Source organism: Cryobacterium glaciale (assembly GCF_004402535.1).
GTDB classification, from domain to species: Bacteria; Actinomycetota; Actinomycetes; order Actinomycetales; family Microbacteriaceae; genus Cryobacterium; species Cryobacterium glaciale.
In genome coordinates this window covers 106679-123971 of the sequence record NZ_SOEY01000007.1, presented here as the reverse complement: position 1 = coordinate 123971, position 17293 = coordinate 106679, and the positions used below count along the sequence as shown (strand labels likewise).

The following is a 17293-nucleotide window of genomic DNA, read 5'->3' as shown; positions in this document are numbered from 1 at the left end:
TTCAGGGTTGTGTGGGTGGTGCAACGCGAACGGGCGTTGCTGAAGCAGGGGTATCGAGAAGCCAGCCGGGCAGCAGGGCCACGAGCTGGTCGACGAGTTCGTCGTCGGAGACGTCGAGGTGGCCGCGCATCCAGGCGCCGATCAGGGTGAGGGCGCCGCCGGCGACGTAGGTCGTGACCAGTTCGGCATTCACGGTCTCGTCGAAGACCAGCACCGACTCGAGCATGCGGGTGGCGTAGGCCTCGATGATCTGATCGTGCGCGCTGCGCGTCAACGGCAGCTCGAGCACGCTCGCGTACAGGGGAAAATTCTCGACCATGTGCGCGACGAGGCGGGCATAACCGAGCCGGGCAGCGTTCTCGCCGGTTCGCGGCCGGGGCAAGTCGAGCCCGGCCGAGCCGATGTCGGCGAACTGCGCCTGCAGCAGCTCGGCCGCGAGCATGTCGAGGCTCGCGAAGTGCGCGTAGAAGGAACTGCGGCTGATGCCGGCCAGGCGCACAATCTCGGCCACCGAAACGGATGCCGCCGGCTGGGCGATCAGCGTGCGCATCGCCGTGAGAATGAGCTGCCGGGTGCGCTCGGCGCGAGGGTCGTGCTTCGATTCGCCCTGAGCGTTGGACTGCACCGCGACGGACTGCACGACGCCGGACTGAACCTCGCCCGCTGGCAGGCGGGGGGTAGTCAACGAAGTCATCCGTCTATACTAACACTTTTCGGACACATGTCCGAGACGGTTGTACCGCTTCACGGCAGACTCGCACGAATCCCCCGATTGCGCCGCGCGAATTCAGCGCCCGCGGCACTCGTCGAGCAGCTGCGCGCAGCGGATGAAGCCGAGGTGCGAGTAGGCCTGCGGGTGGTTGCCCAAGTGGGTTTCGGTGGCCGGGTCGAACTCCTCCGAGAGCAGTCCGGTCGGGCCGGCCAGGGCGATCAGCTGGTTGAACAGGGCCTCGGCCTCGTCGAGGCGACCGGTGAGCACGTAGGCCTCGATCAGCCAGGTCGTGCAGATGTGGAAGCCGCCCTCGAGGCCGGGCAGGCCGTCGTCGTAGCGGTAGCGGAACACCGTCGGGCCCACGCGCAGCTCACGCTCCACCGCGCTCACGGTCAGCTGGAAGCGCTCGTCGGTCACGTCGAGCAGTCCGGACAGGCCGATGTGCAGCACGGCGGCATCGAGGTCGGGGCTGTCGTAGGCCACGGTGTACGACTGAGCTTCCTCACTCCAGCCCTCGCGCAGCACCTCCTCGCGAATCGTGGCGGCGAGCAGGGCCCAGCCTTCGCCCACGTCGCGCCCGTGCCGCACCGCGGTGCGGATGGCCCGGTCAACGGTCACCCAGCACATGGTCTTCGTGTAGGTGTGGTGCCGCGGCGAACGCCGGGCTTCCCAGATTCCGTGGTCGGGTTCCTGCCAGCGGCTCGTGACGGCGTCGACCATCTCGGTAAGCAGGTGCCACTGAAAGTCCGAGAGGGTTCCCTGCCGGGCACTGAGCGTGTCGATCAGTTCGGCGACCGGTCCGAACACGTCGATCTGCACCTGGTTGTCGGCCGCGTTTCCGATGCGCACCGGGCGGGATCCGGCATAGCCAGGCAGCGATTCGAGGCTCGCCTCGGTCGACAGCGACGAGCCGGTGACCGAATAGAGCGGATGCAGCCACTGCGCGCCGGGACTGTCGGCCACGACCCCGGCCAGCCAGCGCAAGAACCCGTCGGCCTCGTCGGTCGACCCCAGGTCGACGAGCGCTTTGACCGTCATCGAGCCGTCGCGCAGCCAGCAGTAGCGGTAGTCCCAGTTGCGCGTGCCGCCGATTCCCTCGGGCAGCGAGGTGGTCGACGCAGCGAGCACCGCACCGGTCGGTTCGTAGCACAGAGCGCGCAGCACCAGGGCTGAGCGGCCGACGAGCGAGGGCTTCACGCTCGGCAGCGACAATGAATTCACCCAGGCACGCGAGTCGTTCATGACCGCGCCGCGGCGGGCGGCCTCGCCGGAGGCATCCGCTGTGTACGGCTCGGTGTCGCCGCAGCGCAGGTTGAGCATGACCGCGCCCTGCGAGAGGTCGACGACGGCGGTGGCCGTTTCGTTGCGGCCGTCGCTCGTGACGGCGAACTCGACGCCCGCCGCCGAGAGCACGATCGGGTCGAGGGTGCCGGTGATGGTGACCATGCCGTCGGTCGCGTGCATGTTGAAGTAGGCGACGGCGTAGTCGGGCCGCGGCGCGAACACGATGCGGGCCAGGCCGGTGCCGGTGAGTTTGCGCACGAGGTTGGTGATGCCGAGCGGCGAGGGCTCGATGTAATCGGTCACGGTGACGTCGGCCCAGCGAGTTTCGACGATCATGGTGTTGTCGACGTAGCGCTGGCCGAGTACCCGGCTCTTTTTGACCGGCTCGATCGAGAAGTGCCCGGCCTCTTCGCTGCCGAGGATGCTTGCGAACAACGACCCCGAATCGGGCAGCGGATGCGTCATCCAGCAGATGCGCGCTTCCGGCGTGACGAGGGCGGTCGAGGTGCCGTCACCGAGCATCGAGTGGCGTTCGATGGCCACGACGTGCTGGCCGAACAGCCAGTCCTTGCGCAGTTCGAACAGCAGGGCCAGAATCTGGGCGAGCTTTTCGGGGCCGCTGATGCGGTGGGCGGCGACGGATTCGTCGTCACCGATGCGAATGCCGAGGTCGGGGCCGTGCAGGGTGTTCATGGCTAATTCGTCACTCTCGGCATCGCCGGCGAAAAAGGCGGCGCTGACGCCGAGCCTGGTTCGCAGGCGGTCGAGTGCGACGCCGGAGTCCTCGGACTCGTCGTCACGCTGGGGGGCGTCGAAGAATTCCGAGTCGAACTCGGCGCCGTTCGAACCGACCAGATGCACCTCGCGGGGCAGGCGGGAGTCCGCGGCGAGGTCGCGCAGCGGGCGGCCTGACATGACGGCGGTGTGGGTGTTGGGCAGGGCCGCGAGGGCGCGCAGTGCGGTCGCCGACTCGGCCAGCAGCACCGACGGCACGTCGGAGGCAACGTGGTGCGAGAGCGTGCCGCCGTAATTGCAGGCCACCAGCAGCGAGGGCGTACGGGCGAGCTGCTGCAGGTCCTGCAGAATTTCACTTGACAGCCCCGTCAATGTGCGTGGAAGGTTTTTGGAGAGATTCATGCGGTGGGGCATCTGAAATTCCTTGCAGGAGGGCGTCGACCGGTTGCCAGACCTAGGCGACGTTACCATTTGCCAACGACGGCACAGTGGAGATCGCGCCTTCTGGCGGGCTGTTATCAGTCTGGCGTGGCTCCGCGACCCGCTAGCCTGAAGCAACGACCACAGTTAATTCTTCATCGGGTGGGTGATATGGCAACGAGATGGGCGCGATTCGTGCGCGGTTGGCTGACCGCCGTCGTGGCCGTGCTCGTCGCCGCCCTCTCCCACGTTGCCGCCGGCGGCCATGCCCCCGCACCGGTCAGCATCGCCATCGCGCTGGCCTTCGCCGGCATGGTCAGCGTGGCCCTCGCCGGCAGGAAACTGTCGCTCGCGCGGCTCAGCCTGTCGGTGGGTTTCAGCCAGGTGCTGTTTCACCTGCTGTTCGGCCTCGGCGGATCAGCCGGCTCGATGTCCGTGGCCGGGCACCACGGGGCGACGACGGTGATCGTGGGGGCGGCATCCGCTTCGCCGGTCTCGCCCGCTATGGGGTGGATGTGGCTGGCCCACGCCTGCGCGGCGGCCCTGACGATCGTGGCGCTGCGCCGCGGCGAGCGCACCTTCTGGGCGTTGGTCGAGTTGGCGCGCACCGCTCTAGTGGCCGTGGTCATTGCGCTCGGGCTGGTGCGCGTTCCGCTTCGCGTGGCTCGACTGCGCGCCGCGCTGCACCGCGTGATCGAACCAGTCGACCTGGCCGTGTTGCTGTCGCCGATGCGACACCGCGGCCCGCCCCTCGCCGGCGTCTAGCCCCCGCACATCCGCTCGTGGCACTCGTTTGAGAAGTCGGCACTGGTTTGAACCAGTGCCCCGAGCCCAAACACGTGCCACGAAGCATCCACCTTTTCCGCGACCCCTTCGGAGGTACCGCATGCTCCATTTTCATGCCCGAAACCGGCTCCTGACCGGTCTCGGGGCCCTCGCCCTCGCCGCAGCGTTCGCGATCGGCGGCGCCGCACCGGCCGCGAGCGCGCACGACTCGGTGCTCGCCACCGTGCCGTCCGACACCGAACACGTCGACCTGGCACCGGCAACGGTATCGATGCGGTTCACCGACGACATCATGCAACTCGGCGCGGTCATGCTCGTCGTGGATGCCGCCGGCACCGACTGGGCAGTGGGCGAACCCGCCCTCGACGGTCCGACGGCCACCCTGGCCGTCGACCCCGCCCTGCCCGACGGCGCCTACCAGGTGCGCTGGCGGGTCGTCTCGGCCGACGGGCATCCCATCTCGGGAACGTTCGATTTCAGTGTCGGCTCCGGCAGGGCAGCAGCACCCACAACGGATGCCGCAGCGCCCGCTTTCACCACCCCCACCGATTCGAGCGTGGCCGCGTCCGCACCGTCCCCGGACGGGCTGCCGATCGGCGTCACCGCGCTGATCGGTGCCGCGGTCGGCCTCGGACTCTTTCTCGGCATTTTGGCGATTGAGCGGCGCCGCGCGGCATCCGCTGCACGCATTTCCACAACTACAGAAAAGACAGAACAATGACTCTCCCCGCCACCCCCCGCATTCTCGTCGTCGCCGTCGCCGCGCTGCTGGCTCTCTCGGGCTGCGCTACCACCACCGACACCGCGGCGCCTGAAGCGACGACCACCGCGGCTGCAAGCCTCACCATCGCCGACCCGTGGGTCAAATCCGCCGAGACGGGCATGAGCGCCACCTTCGGTACCCTGGAGAACGCGAGCGACACCGACATCACCGTGGTCTCGGCCGAATCCTCGGCCGCGACCATGATCGAGCTGCACGAGACGGTCGAAGACGACTCGGGAGCCATGGTCATGCAGCAGATCGAGGGCGGGTTCATCGTTCCGGCCAATGGCTCCTACGAGCTCGCACCGGGCGCCAACCACCTGATGCTGATGGGGCTGACCGCGCCGCTCGTCGCGGGAGTCGACTCCACGTTCACGCTGACCCTTTCGGACGGGTCGACCTTCGAGTTCACGGCCCCGGCCAAGGACTACTCCGGCGCGAACGAGAGCTACGAAGAGACCGAGAAATAGTGTCCGGCGATCAGCAGGCATCCGCTGGTCGTCGTCTCAGCCGGCGGCACCTCCTTCTGGGAGGCGCCTCGGCCGGGATCGGCGCCGTCGGCGCGCTCGGCATCGACCTGGCGACGAAGGCCGGTCCGACGGCCGTCGCTGAGCCCCTCAACGGAACGCAGACCGTGCCGTTCTACGGGGTGCACCAGGCCGGGATCGACACCGTGCCGCAGAGCAACGCGTCCCTGATCGCGCTCGACCTGGTTCCGGGAACCGACGCCGCGGCGCTGCGGCGGCTCCTGAAGATTCTCACGAGTGACGCCGCCCGGCTCAGCCAGGGCGAGGCGGCGCTCGCCGACTCCGAGCCGGAGCTCGCCGTCGCACCGGCCAGGCTCACCGTCACGTTCGGCTTCGGCCCCGGCCTGGTCGCCCTGGCCGGCGGCGCCGCGCCCAGCTGGCTGCGACCGCTGCCGGCGTTCGGCATCGACCGGCTCGACCCGGCCTGGGCCGACGGCGATCTGCTGCTGCAGATTGCCGCCGACGACGCCCTCACCGTGGCGCACGCCACCCGCATGCTGCTCAAAGACAGCCGCTCCTTCAGCACCGTGCGCTGGGTGCAGACCGGTTTTCGGCGGGCGCCCGGCTCGGTCAAGCCCGGCACGACCATGCGCAACCTGTTCGGCCAGGTCGATGGCACCGTCAACTTCGTGCCAGGCACCCCCGACTTCGAACGGCTGGTCTGGGGTCACGCCGGCAACCCGGCCTGGCTGCACGGCGGCACCGGGTTCGTTCTGCGGCGCGTGGCCATGCAACTCGACAAGTGGGACAAGCTTGACCGGGCCGGGCGGGAGGCATCCGTTGGGCGCACCTTGAGCAACGGCGCGCCGCTCACCGGCGTCAATGAAACGGATGAACCCGATTTCGATGCGAAGACCGCCATCGGATTTCCGGTGATCCCGGAGTTCTCGCACCTGCGCCGCGCCCGCAGCGAGAACCCCGACGAACGCATCCTGCGCCGCGGCTACAACTATGACGACCTGCCCACGGCCGGAAGCGTGTCGAATTCCGGGCTGCTCTTCGTCACTTTTCAAGCGGATGTCGACGCCCAGTTCGTGCCGATCCAGCGCCGCCTCGACGCCCTCGACCTGTTGAACGAGTGGACCACGCCGATCGGGTCGGCCGTCTTCGCCATCCCGCCGGGGTGCGCCGCGGGCGGCTACATCGGTGACACCCTGTTCTGAGCTGGCGGGCCGCGCGGCTTCACGCGAAAGCGGGTGAAGTGTTATCGCAGGGGTCCTGAAGCAACACTTCACCCGCTCTCGCGACCAGAAAGGGCTGGTTAGACGACCTCACCCATCGGGAGGTTGCCCTTACGTGCATCCAGCTTGCCGAAGTGGGTCTCGAGCAGGCTCTTCATCTTGTGCAGTGCACCGGTCAGGGCTTCCTCGACGGCGTTGGCGTTCTCGGTCACGACGACCGGCGTTCCGCCGGCCGGGCGGGCCTCGAGCGTGCACTTGATGTCGTCGGTGCTGCTGCGTCCGGCGCTTTCATCGGAGAGGTGAACCTCAACCCGGGTCAGGCGTTCGCCGTAGCGCGAGAGGGATTCTTCGACGATGGTTTCGAGCGCTCCGGCAACCCGCTCGGTGCCGTTGACGTTGCTGTCGGTGTTCACGATGACCTGCATTATGACTCCTCTTAATTGCTTACAACTTAAGGCTACCGCTCCCTGATCCGGGCCCTGCACGGCCGCGGCATACCGGGGCGCTCTGATCGTGGTCAGCCACGATGACGCCTTCCTGGCCAGGCTGCGCCTGACCGAAACGCTGGCCCTCGACGCCACGGGCGCGCTGGCGAAGGGCACCCCCGCCAGATAGGGCGCTGGCGCGGTCAGTCCCTGCTCTGGCAACGACCCCATTCTGGGGGTCCCCGACCTCCCAAAAGACGCGGGCGCAGGTGCATACCAAAGTAATGTTTCGGTCAAGGGGACAATCGACCGGCTGGCTCGCTCGCTCGCTGTCTCGCTCATGACCTGCCCGAGGGAAAATGACTATCGCAAATCCCCGCTTCGCCGGTGGGCACCCGCCCTGTGTACCTCGATCGCGCCCCTCGGTGTGCAGTCCAGCAGCAACACCCTCGCCTCGTGGATCATTGCGATCTCGCCCCTGATCCAGTTGGGGGTGCACGTGACGGCGAATGTCGTGGGCGGCTATGTCACCTGGGTCGCCGTCGGTGCGATTGCTGCGCTCGTGGCCGGCACGACGGCCGTGTTGGCCTGGTATGACGGTGAACAATTGGAGACCAGGGGCTATGGAAAAACCGCCTTCCCCTACTGGGCCCTGCTGGCTCCGTCGGTCTATCTGTTCGTGCGCGGCCAGCGCACCTCCCTGCGAAACTTCGAGGGATATGGCCCGCTCTGGGGCCACCTGCTGGTCGTTATTCTGCTGGCAGCGGGGTACGTACTCCTTATCCTCTTCGGGGGCGCGTTCGCGCAGGTCATTCTGTTGCCACGCTGAATGTGGCGCAGAAGCACGTAGCCTGTGTGCATGCAGATCAGGCCGGACCCGAGCGACCGGGTCGTCGCCATCGACGTGGCCAGAGGCCTCGCGATCATCGGCATGTTCGTGGCCCATGTCATCCCGAGGGCGGGCGACACCGAATTGCTCGTCGACGGGCGCTCGTCAATTCTGTTCGCGACCCTCGCCGGGGTGTCGCTCGGCATCATGACCGGCTCGCAGCGGGCCCTCCCGCGCGGCCAGCGCTCGGATCGCGTCATCGGCATCGTGGTGCGGGCGTTGTTCCTGTTCCTGCTCGGCGTGCTGCTCTCGAGCCTGAACAGCGGCGTTGCCGTCATCCTGCACTTCTACGCCCTCATGTTCCTGCTGCTCATTCCGATGCTCTTTCTGCGCCGGTGGCTGCTCGGCCTGACCGGCGTCATCTTCCTCTTCGGCGCGCCGTTGCTGGGCGCCGCCCAGGGTGAGGTGGATGCCGGCGCGCCGCCGGTCAGCTACTTCGTCGACTACTTCTTTCTGAACGGCACCTACCCGGTTCTCATCTGGATGCCGTTCCTGCTCGCGGGCCTGATCATCGCGCGCTCCGACCTGGCCAGGCCGAAAACCCAGGTGGCGCTGGTCGGGGTCGGTACATCAGCGGCGGTCGCCGGCTATGGCGCGGCTCTCGTGTTGCCGGGCGTCAGCGCCGAAGCCCATTCCGGCTCGATCGCCGAGGTGATCGGCTCCGGCGGGCTCGCCGTCCTGCTCATCGGTGCGCTGCTCTGGCTCACGGCCGCGGAGCGTGGCGCCCTGGCACGTACCCTGCGCGGCATCCTCTGGCCGATCACCGCAACCGGATCGATGGCGCTCACCGTTTACACGGTGCAGATTATCGCCCTGGCCGTGATGGCCGGCGGCACCGAGATCGACTATCCCGGCTGGCCGCTGCTCGTCGGGATGCTGCTGCTCACCTTTCTCGGTGCCGGTCTGTGGCGGCAGTTCCTGGGCAAGGGTCCCCTCGAACGTCTGCTCGCCTGGCTGACCAGGGCGCAGCGCCGGAGCCAGCTCAGCTGATGCCACCCAAGCGTTCGAGGGCCGCGCGCATGATCTGCGCCTCTGGCGTCGGTGCCACGTGGTGGTTCGTGTAGATGCCGACGAGCCACTGCAGAACTTCGTCTTCGCTCATGGCGACGGCGTTCCAGTCCACCCCCGGCTCGGCGGTCGTGCGCGGCTCGCCGGTCTCCGGGTCGAGCCAGGCGCGGGCGATCGGCTGATCGGGGTCATCGTTGTTCATGTTCCACAGCAGGGCGATCGGGTGGTTGTCGCCGTCGATATGCTCGTGGTCGACTCGGCCGGAACCGAGCCAGGGCAGCGTCAGCAGCTCGCCGATGATGCCGACCTCGATCAGTTCAAGCTGGGTCGGTTCGGTCTCGGGAACGTAGAGTGTGAGGCCCTGCTCGAACCACTCTGCGGCCTCGAAGATCGAGTCGAGCAGGTCATCGAGGGCGTCGACCTCCTGCACCAGAATGAGCGCCCACTCGAGTAGTTTTTCGGTCTGGTCGGCCGGCCACGGGCTCTCGAACGGGTCGCTCGTGCCGTGGTAGTGAAAGCTCGGGCCGGCCTCGTCGAGCAGCACGTGCAGCTGGCCGCTGTCGTAGTCAATGGACAGGTTGAGCGCCCCGCCCTCGTCGTCGCGGTCGGCGAACAGGTCGGGATGCGCCAGCTCCGGGGGCAAAGTGACGGCCGCGGCGAGCCGGGGACCCAGGTCGAGTACGACGCGAAACTGGATGGTCGGCAGGCGCAGGGTTTCATCCTGCTCGAAGTGCTGGTCTGACATGCTTTGAGTTTATCGATCGTGCAGGGACACTCCCGCGCGGATGCCCGTCGCGCAGCACCAGCCGGCATGGCAGACTGCGCCGTATGGATATCGAGCTGTGGTGGCCCAAGCTGACGCCGTCGACGCGGGAATGGCTGATGCAGAACAACGGTGACGCCGTGCCGCCCCGGATCGTCGCCGAAATCATTCGAGCCGGCGGTGAGGTCGAACCGGACAGCGAGACGGAACAGTCCGGCACTTACCTCTCCGACGACGACGTCGACTGGATCGAGACGGTCGCCAACGAAGAAGAGCCCAGCTGACGCCTGGCACGAGCTGGTCTGCCCGAGCGGGCGTACTTCGGCGTGCACCGGGATCGTCCATCCGGCACGGGGCGGCGCTGCAATAGGCTTGAGGCCCGAGGGCGATTCCGAACGTTTCGCCGAACGGATGTTCGCTGCCAGTGACACAGCACCCCGAAGATCCTCGCTGTGGCCATCTCGGTGTTCTTCGTCGTGCAGATCAACACCCTGGCCGGCATCATGCAGATCGACCCCGCATCCTGGAATCGGCGCGCGCCTACCAGGCCACCGGCATCCGCTTGTTTCTGAACGTGCTCCTGCCGGCCGCAGCACCAGCCATCATGACCGGGCTGCGCGTGGCCGCAGGCATGTCGGTGATCGGGCTGGCACTGTCGGGGCGCGCCGCAGCGGATGCCCCCGCCGCGTCGGGAGACTTGCAAACGGTGAACGTGGGTCACGTTCAGCTCGCGATCTTCTCGCCGCTCTACGTTGCCGAGGCCAAGGGCTACTTCGAAGACGAGGGTATCCAGCTCGAGCTGGAGGCGATCAAGCAGCGCTGGCGGAACCGGTGCCTTCTACGTGGGGATGGCCCTGGAAGACGCCGGGCTCTCGATCACCGACGTCGAACTCATGCCCACCGCCCTGGCCAACGGCAGCCACGTTCGCGCAGAACTCCTAACGTATGCCCGACGGGGGCTGGATCGTGCTTCCCGCCGCAGACGGTGAGACCAACGCGCTCGGGCGGATCAGAAGAGGGAAGGCTGTTCGGGCACCCGGATCGCAAACGGATCAGCGACGCTCCGTGGAGTCCTGGCTCCGAAGATGGCTCTTCTCAGCGCCTGCAACTCTTCGCCCGCCACGTAGTGTCGCCCTCGACGTTCGCCCATGGAGTTGAGCAGGCCGGCGTCAACTAATTGCTTGAGATCGCGACCGGCAGTCTGCTCTGAGACTTCCTCGTCCTGCGCGAGTACGGCCCGATACGTCGCATTGCGAACGCGGTACCCGTAGGCCGCGTCAAACAGCGCAGAAATGACTCGCTCGGGTAGCCCCTGCCTAACTCGAATGCGTTCAAGCTCTACCCAGAGCCGCTCGCTCTCTTTCACTCGTCGTTGTAGCGTCTCAGCCTGCCGCAGATGGGCCGTCAGCATGAAGCGGATCCACGGGCGAGCGTCGCGTGACGGGCTCCAGTGTCCTCCTCCGACCTCGGCCAGTATCTGGTAGTAGGCCTGAGTGTTTTTCCCGAGATACTCTTCCACACTCATGAAAACTGGCGACAATACCCCTTCGGCTGCCAAAATCAGGCTCTGCAGGCAGCGCGACATTCGTCCGTTTCCATCGCGAAACGGATGAATCATCACCAAATTGAGGTGGGCCATGGCTGCCCGAATGACTGGCGGATCAGCCGTGTTGCTGTTGAGGTCGTTGACGAGTTCCGCCATGAGCGCGGGAACATCGTCTACGTCCGCTCCTTCATGCACGATCTCGCCCGATTCCTCATCACGAACGAATATTGCGCCCGGTCGCCATCGGCCAGGTGAGTTGCTGAGATCGTAGTGCGTCATCATGAAGTGCAGGCTCTTTATCAGGGCCTCGCTGGCCTCAACGTGCGGCTCTTGGGCAATCTGGAGGACGTATGTCATTGCATTGCGATACCCGTCCAATGCCAACCGAGTTTCCGTGGTGGCGTCTAGAGGTTCTTCACCCAGCGCGACGGCTGCCGCGTCGTCCAGGGTTGCATCGAATCCTTCGATGCTGTTGGAGCCTCGGATATTGCGTGCAAAAGACAGGCGCCGGAGGGAGCCAGTCCATCTCTTCGGCTCGTTCAGTTGGAATTGGAGTTTGATCTTGAGCGCTTCAATTTCTGCCAGCACTTCAAGCTCTCGAGCGTCGAGCGTTGGCGTCGCGAAGATCATGAGTGATATCCCTTTACTATCTGACATTATGACGGTTGATAACCCTCAGAATAGCAGTTGGAAACTATCTATACCTCATTCGTGTCGTTGTTTGCATGAGGCGACCCGCGCATCTTCCGCCGCCACGATGTAGGACAGGCAGAAGGCCCGACATCTGCCATCCTGCTTCGAATCAGTGGCCGCTGCCGAGGTTGCCGGCGAGGCGCGTGTGCAGGATGCTGCTGGCTTCGTTGAGGCCTTCGATGACGACGTGCTTGCCGTGGCGTTCGTACTTGTACGTGATCGCGTCGAGGGTGGCCACGGTCGACGCGTCCCAGATGTGCGATCCGGACATCTCGATGACGATTCGTTCCGGATCGTCGGCGTACTCAAACTGCGTCATCATGTCGTTGCTGGAAGCAAAGAACAATGCGCCGGTGACCGTGTAGTACGCCGTCGGCGCTTCACCAGCAACGTCGGTGATGCTGCGCTCAACCTTAGCGAGGTGAGCCACGCGACGAGCGAAGGCGACCATCGCCACGACGACTCCGACGACGACGCCGATGGCGAGGTTGTGGGTGAGAACGATGACGATGACCGTGGCGACCATGACCGTGGTCTCGCTCTTCGGCATCCGCTTAAGGGTGGACAAACGGATGCTGTGCCAGTCGAATGTGAGATACGACACGATGATCATCACCGCGACCAGGGCGGCCATGGGCACGACAGCGAGCAGGTCGCCGAGGCCGAGCACCAACACCAGCAGGAAGATGCCGGCAAGGAAGGTGGAGATGCGCGTGCGGGCGCCGGAGGCTTTGACGTTGATCATGGTCTGGCCGATCATGGCGCAGCCACCCATGCCGCCGAAGATGCCGGACATGACGTTGGCGACGCCCTGGCCCCAGGTTTCCCGCGTCTTGTTGGAGTGGGTGTCGGTGATCTCGTCAACGAACTTCGCGGTCATGAGCGACTCGAGAATTCCGACGAGGGCCATGCCAAGGGCGTAGGGGGCGATGATCGTGAAGGTGTCCCAGTCGAGCGGAACGTTGGGAAAGAAGAGTGCGGGCAGGCTGTCGGGAAGTTCGCCCTGGTCTCCGATGGTGGGCACGGTGATGGCGATGACCACGGTCGCCACGGTGAGTACGACGATGGCGACGAGGGGAGCCGGGATGACCTTGGTAATGCGCGGCATGACCACCATGATGATCAGTCCGGCGGCGACGAGCGGGTAGACCATGAACGGCACGCCGAGCAGCTGAGGCAGCTGCGCGGTGAAAATAAGGATGGCGAGGGCGTTGACGAAGCCGACCATGACGCTGCGGGGAATGAACCGCATGATCTTGGCGACACCGACCAGGCTGAGCACGATTTGGAAGATCCCGGCGAGGATGACAGTGGCGATGAAGTACTCCATGCCATAGTCGCGGGCGACCGGCGCAATGACGAGCGCGACGGCGCCGGTCGCGGCGGTGATCATGGCGGGGCGTCCGCCGACGAACGCGATGGTCACGGCCATCACGAACGAGGAGAACAGACCCACGCGCGGGTCGACGCCGGCGATGATCGAGAAGGCGATCGCCTCAGGGATCAGGGCCATCGCCACGACCAGCCCGGCGAGCACTTCGCGGGTCAGGATGCGCGGTGTTTTTAGGGCGGTCAGCACCGACGGTTCGGCTTGGTATCGATTAACTTTAGGCAGGGGGGATTTTTCGGCAATAGCCATAGGAGACTCCCGTGACGGGCCCTCCCGTAAGAGAGCCGATGGGCAATGTAGGTGGGCGCTTCAGTGCGCGGGCCCAACAATGTCGTGTTCGACAATGGGGCGGGGTGTGGGCGTGCAGGAAACTGTCGGCCAGAACTGCAACACTACCCTAACGTTAGGGTTAAGTTGAAAGAGGGAGTGGCATGGAGTCCGAAACACCCGCCGTCACGATGCACATCGGTGAGCTCGCCGAGAAGACCGGCCTCTCGCTGCGTACGATCCGGCACTACGACGAGGTCGGCCTCCTGAAGCCGACGGGACGCACCGATGGCGGCTTCCGCCTGTACACGCAGGGCGACTTCAACCGACTCATGCTCATTCGGCGCATGAAACCCCTGGGTTTCCCCCTCGAGGAGATGACCGCCCTCCTGCGTGTTATCGACACCCTCAGCCGCACGACCAGTACGGGTACGGCCGACCCGGGCGTTCGCGACGAACTGGACGCCTTCATTACCGAGGCGGACCAGCGCCGGGGGAAGTTGCAGGAACAAGTTGCCATGGCCGACGAATTCCTGACGCTCCTTCGCGAGCAATAGTGGGCGCCTCGACCTGGCAAAGGCCATTTGAGGACGTCAAGGTTTTCACGTGTGGGCAAAATGCGGGCAAGCCCTCAGGAGCAGGGACAGTGTGACGTATCGGGACATGGGTGACAAATCTGTATCAGGACATCTCTACACTTCTGCGGTGTTCGGTCCTGACCGTTCTCCGCCGATGTTTGAGGACGACCGTCTGGAACAACCAACCAGCAGAAGCCAACGAGACCGACGGAGACGAAACTAGCCGCCGAGGTCCTTCCTTCTCCAATTAACCAAGTTGTAATTAAGTTCTGGTGCCTTAGCCAAGCCGCGGGCCGGTCTATTTGGCGCCGAGTGGCGCCGGACGTGGTGGACTTGGTGCGAGTTGCTTGGGTGAGAGTTCGGCCGACGATCCCGTCAAGGCCGCAGCGCGGACGTCCGCAGTCTGCCCTACACCGTCGATAGCCCTTTTCGCCCCTGTCGTGCTCTCCCTTGCGACCAACCAAGGCGTGTAGACGATGTGTTCAGTCTCGGCGCTTCGACCAGATTCAATGTCGCGGAGAAGTACTTCTCCGGCACTCTTCCCGATGTCGTAGGCGGGCTGACGGACCGTTGAAAGAGGCGTTGCGACTTGCCCGGCCAGTCCAATGTCGTCATAACCGATGACGGCGACGTCTGCGGGCATTGCGATGCCAGCCCGGGCAAAGATCTGCATGAGACCGAGCGCAAGCATGTCGTTGGAGCAAAACACGGCATCCGGGCGATTTTCCGGCGCCAGGGAAGCGATATACGCTCCTGCGTCGTGTCCTCGATCGAAATCCAGGTGGGCGACGGTGAATATTTGAACGTCGATGCCTGCAGGATCCGTGATACTCAATAGGCCCTCGAGCCGGTCTTTGCTGTGAGTAAACAGAGTCGCGTTACCCACGAAGAGGATGCGACGGCATCCAAGCTCGATGAGATGTCGTCCCGCGACAGCTCCGCCCTCGACGTTGTCGACCGAGACTGAGGGCAGGTTGAATCCACCCGACGGATGGTCGAGGAGGACACACGATGTACCCCTCCGGCGGATCTGCTCCAGCTTGGGAAGGGTCTCTGATGACTGAGGGATTATCAGGATTCCCTCGAGGCGGCGCTGCTCGAATGAAGTTAGGTTCGCGGCTTCCCGGTTCACGCTCAAAGCGCTGTTGGCGACGACGACGTTGCGCCCGTTGGCGATGGCGACATCTTCAAAGCCCTTGGTCATCTCGGTGAAGAACGGGTCCCAAGTGTCAAATAGTACGAGCCCTAAGGTGCTCGACGTTCCAGAACGCAAGTGCCGGGCAGATTCATTGCGAACGAACCCGAGACGGTCGACAGCTTCCTGCACTTTCCGGAGACTGTTCTTGGAAACCCGGTCGGGGTGGTTCAGCGCGTGCGAGACGGTCCCGTGCGAGACTCCGGCCTCGACGGCGACATCATCCATGCTGATCATCGTGCCGGCCTCCCCATGATTTGGCGCCACAGTAAATATCAATACCCTACTCCACTTGACACGAGTCAGTTGCGTGTTCTACATTATCCAACAGAGCGTCTGACACGTGTCAGATGCGGACAAAATAGTGCAATGACGCATGGAGGTTACCAATGGCACACCCGCCTGATTCGGATCTGCTCACGGATAAGGACGACGTCTCGATCGCCTTGGACGAACTGTCCCAAGCCGTCCGGAGCGTGCCAGCCACGACGCTCGACCTCATTGCCGAAGAGATCGTCCACGCCAATGTCGTGGCGGCCTTTGCCGGGGGCAGAGAAGGCTTGGTCATGCGCGGCCTGATCATGCGTCTCTTCCACGCGGGAATCGACGCCCACTACGTCGGCGAGATGACCACGCCCGCCGTAGGCAAAGGTGACCTCCTTATCCTGTCTTGCGGCCCCGGAAACATCTCCATGGTCATGGCCCTCGCCGGAGTCGCGAAGAACGCCGGCGCCCGCATCCTCTACCTCACGGCAGAACCGGACACCACGCCGGCCGAGCTCGCGGACACCGTCGTCCTGATCAACGCACAGACCATGGCAAACGACACAGGACCCGAGACAGTACTTCCGATGGGCAGTGGATTTGAGATCGCCGAGTTCGTCTTCGTCGACCTCATCACGAACCGAGTCCGTAAGCTCCGCGCCGAGTCATCCGACCTGATGCGTTCACGCCACACCAACCTCGAATAGGCCAAACCGCGTCGCCGCTGCGACAGGTCAAGGAGGCCCGGCTCCAACCCGGGAGAAACCGAAATACGCTTTCCAGCACAGCCCATCAAACAGCACCACAGACAGAGGAGTCTTACATGAAACACCGTAGTTTCGCCACAGTTTTCGCCACGGTCGCCATCGCGGCCATCACACTTACCGGCTGCACCGCGAAGAACGATACGGCCACAACCACCGGCGGCTCCGCCGACAAGGAAATCACCGTCGCCTTCGTGCCGAAGCTGCAGGGTGCACCGTACTTCGAGGCCATGGATACCGGTGCCAAGCAGGCGGCGAAGGACCTCGGAATCAAGTGGATCATGCAGGGCCCCACTACCGCCGATGCCGCCGCACAGTCGGACATCGTCCGTTCCTTCATCCAGCAGAAGGTCGATGCCATCGTCGTCGCCCCCAATGACCCGAATTCGATGGCCCCCCTCCTCAAGCAGGCTGCAGACGCGGGCATCAAGGTACTGACCGCTGATACCGATGCACCCGACTCGGTCCGTGAAGTGTTCGTCAACCAGGCCACCGCGGACGGAATCGGCTCTGTTATTATCGACAGCCTCGCCGGCGCCATGGGCGGCAAGGGCGAGTACGCAATCGTCTCCTGCGGGGAAACCGCTGAGAACCTGAACTCCTGGATCGCGGCGGAGAAGGCGTACGCGCCGGAGGAGTACCCCGACCTCAAGCTGGTCGATGTCGTCTACTCCGGTGAGGACCAAGCCAAGGGTGCCCAGATGGCTACCGACCTTATGAACGCCCACCCGAACCTGACCGGCATAATCGGACAGTGCTCCACCTCCGCCGTTGGCGTCGCCCAGGCGGTCCGGGATGCCGGCAAGATCGATAAGGTCTTCACCGTCGGCCTCGGCACCCCCTTGTCGATGGCGCCGTACCTGCACGACGGGTCGTCTTCGGGCTCAATCCTCTGGGACGTCCAGAACCTCGGCTACCTCACGGCATGGGCCGGAGCGCAACTCGCCCAAGGCAAGAGCTTCGATACCACCAACAACGTCAGCAGCGACCTCTCCGCGATCGCGTACGATTCCGCGAAGAAGATGCTGGTCCTCGGCCCGGCATTCATTTTCGACAAGGACAACGTCGACAACTACAACTACTAGCCCACCACTGGCCTGAGG

The 17293-nt window shown here is 64.8% G+C and carries 17 protein-coding genes and 1 pseudogene; 11 read left to right on the top strand and 7 right to left on the bottom strand.

The window, feature by feature from the left end:
- Nucleotide 1: 1 nt before the first annotated feature.
- Nucleotides 2–694, bottom strand: a complete 693-nt coding sequence (locus E3O06_RS04420; protein ID WP_134501786.1) for a TetR/AcrR family transcriptional regulator — start codon at nt 692–694, stop codon at nt 2–4.
- A gap of 93 nt (nt 695–787) precedes the next feature.
- Nucleotides 788–3145: a trehalase-like domain-containing protein gene (locus tag E3O06_RS04415; protein WP_134501785.1), complete on the bottom strand. Its 2358-nt coding sequence runs from the start codon at nt 3143–3145 to the stop codon at nt 788–790.
- A gap of 177 nt (nt 3146–3322) precedes the next feature.
- Between E3O06_RS04415 and E3O06_RS04410 the strand changes: the two genes are divergently transcribed.
- The 4 genes from E3O06_RS04410 to E3O06_RS04395 all read left to right on the top strand — a co-directional run bounded on the left by E3O06_RS04410 (nt 3323) and on the right by E3O06_RS04395 (nt 6390).
- Complete coding sequence (locus tag E3O06_RS04410; protein ID WP_134501784.1) at nt 3323–3916, top strand: hypothetical protein; 594 nt, start codon at nt 3323–3325, stop codon at nt 3914–3916.
- A 121-nt stretch (nt 3917–4037) separates the two neighbouring features.
- Complete coding sequence (locus E3O06_RS04405) at nt 4038–4658, top strand: copper resistance CopC family protein (RefSeq protein ID WP_134501783.1); 621 nt, start codon at nt 4038–4040, stop codon at nt 4656–4658.
- Entirely contained in the window at nt 4655–5170 is a 516-nt protein-coding gene (locus E3O06_RS04400; RefSeq protein ID WP_134501782.1) for a copper chaperone PCu(A)C, read from the top strand. The genes E3O06_RS04405 and E3O06_RS04400 overlap by 4 nt, the downstream gene beginning before the upstream one ends.
- Nucleotides 5170–6390: a Dyp-type peroxidase gene (locus E3O06_RS04395; protein ID WP_134501781.1), complete on the top strand. Its 1221-nt coding sequence runs from the start codon at nt 5170–5172 to the stop codon at nt 6388–6390. The genes E3O06_RS04400 and E3O06_RS04395 overlap by 1 nt, the downstream gene beginning before the upstream one ends.
- 98 nt (nt 6391–6488) lie before the next feature.
- Here the strand turns inward: E3O06_RS04395 and E3O06_RS04390 are convergent, their stop codons facing one another.
- Nucleotides 6489–6833, bottom strand: coding sequence for an HPF/RaiA family ribosome-associated protein (locus E3O06_RS04390; protein WP_134501780.1), 345 nt, complete (start codon nt 6831–6833; stop codon nt 6489–6491).
- Between the two features lie 340 nt (nt 6834–7173).
- On the opposite strand from E3O06_RS04390, the gene E3O06_RS04385 reads away from it, so the two are divergent.
- Nucleotides 7174–7662 carry a hypothetical protein gene (locus E3O06_RS04385; RefSeq protein WP_134501779.1) on the top strand — a complete coding sequence of 163 codons (489 nt, stop codon included), beginning with the start codon at nt 7174–7176 and terminating at the stop codon, nt 7660–7662.
- A gap of 30 nt (nt 7663–7692) precedes the next feature.
- On the top strand, nt 7693–8712 hold the full coding sequence (locus E3O06_RS04380; protein WP_134501778.1) for a heparan-alpha-glucosaminide N-acetyltransferase domain-containing protein: 1020 nt from the start codon (nt 7693–7695) through the stop codon (nt 8710–8712).
- On the opposite strand, the gene E3O06_RS04375 is transcribed toward E3O06_RS04380, so the two are convergent.
- A complete protein-coding gene (locus tag E3O06_RS04375; RefSeq protein WP_134501777.1) occupies nt 8705–9475 on the bottom strand; it encodes a hypothetical protein in 771 nt (256 codons plus the stop codon). The genes E3O06_RS04380 and E3O06_RS04375 overlap by 8 nt on opposite strands.
- 83 nt (nt 9476–9558) lie before the next feature.
- Between E3O06_RS04375 and E3O06_RS04370 the strand changes: the two genes are divergently transcribed.
- The gene (locus E3O06_RS04370) at nt 9559–9777 is read left to right on the top strand and encodes a hypothetical protein (RefSeq protein ID WP_134501776.1); all 219 of its coding nucleotides are present in this window, start codon (nt 9559–9561) and stop codon (nt 9775–9777) included.
- Nucleotides 9778–10067: 290 nt separating this feature from the next.
- Nucleotides 10068–10292: pseudogene (locus E3O06_RS17905) on the top strand (ABC transporter substrate-binding protein); the annotation flags it as partial.
- A gap of 210 nt (nt 10293–10502) precedes the next feature.
- On the opposite strand, the gene E3O06_RS17900 reads toward E3O06_RS17905, so the two are convergent.
- Nucleotides 10503–11669, bottom strand: coding sequence for a Fic family protein (locus tag E3O06_RS17900; protein ID WP_166788100.1), 1167 nt, complete (start codon nt 11667–11669; stop codon nt 10503–10505).
- A gap of 172 nt (nt 11670–11841) precedes the next feature.
- Nucleotides 11842–13371, bottom strand: a complete 1530-nt coding sequence (locus E3O06_RS04355) for a SulP family inorganic anion transporter (RefSeq protein ID WP_134501774.1) — start codon at nt 13369–13371, stop codon at nt 11842–11844.
- 182 nt (nt 13372–13553) lie between these two features.
- Between E3O06_RS04355 and E3O06_RS04350 the strand changes: the two genes are divergently transcribed.
- Entirely contained in the window at nt 13554–13946 is a 393-nt protein-coding gene (locus tag E3O06_RS04350; RefSeq protein WP_134501773.1) for a MerR family transcriptional regulator, read from the top strand.
- A 319-nt stretch (nt 13947–14265) separates the two neighbouring features.
- Here E3O06_RS04350 and E3O06_RS04345 read toward each other — a convergent pair whose 3' ends face one another.
- Nucleotides 14266–15390, bottom strand: coding sequence for a LacI family DNA-binding transcriptional regulator (locus tag E3O06_RS04345; protein ID WP_166788099.1), 1125 nt, complete (start codon nt 15388–15390; stop codon nt 14266–14268).
- Between the two features lie 161 nt (nt 15391–15551).
- Between E3O06_RS04345 and E3O06_RS04340 the strand changes: the two genes are divergently transcribed.
- Both E3O06_RS04340 and E3O06_RS04335 read left to right on the top strand, forming a co-directional pair.
- Nucleotides 15552–16133 carry a phosphoheptose isomerase family protein gene (locus E3O06_RS04340; RefSeq protein WP_134501771.1) on the top strand — a complete coding sequence of 194 codons (582 nt, stop codon included), beginning with the start codon at nt 15552–15554 and terminating at the stop codon, nt 16131–16133.
- A gap of 116 nt (nt 16134–16249) precedes the next feature.
- Nucleotides 16250–17275: an autoinducer 2 ABC transporter substrate-binding protein gene (locus E3O06_RS04335; protein ID WP_134501770.1), complete on the top strand. Its 1026-nt coding sequence runs from the start codon at nt 16250–16252 to the stop codon at nt 17273–17275.
- Nucleotides 17276–17293 lie beyond the last annotated feature (18 nt).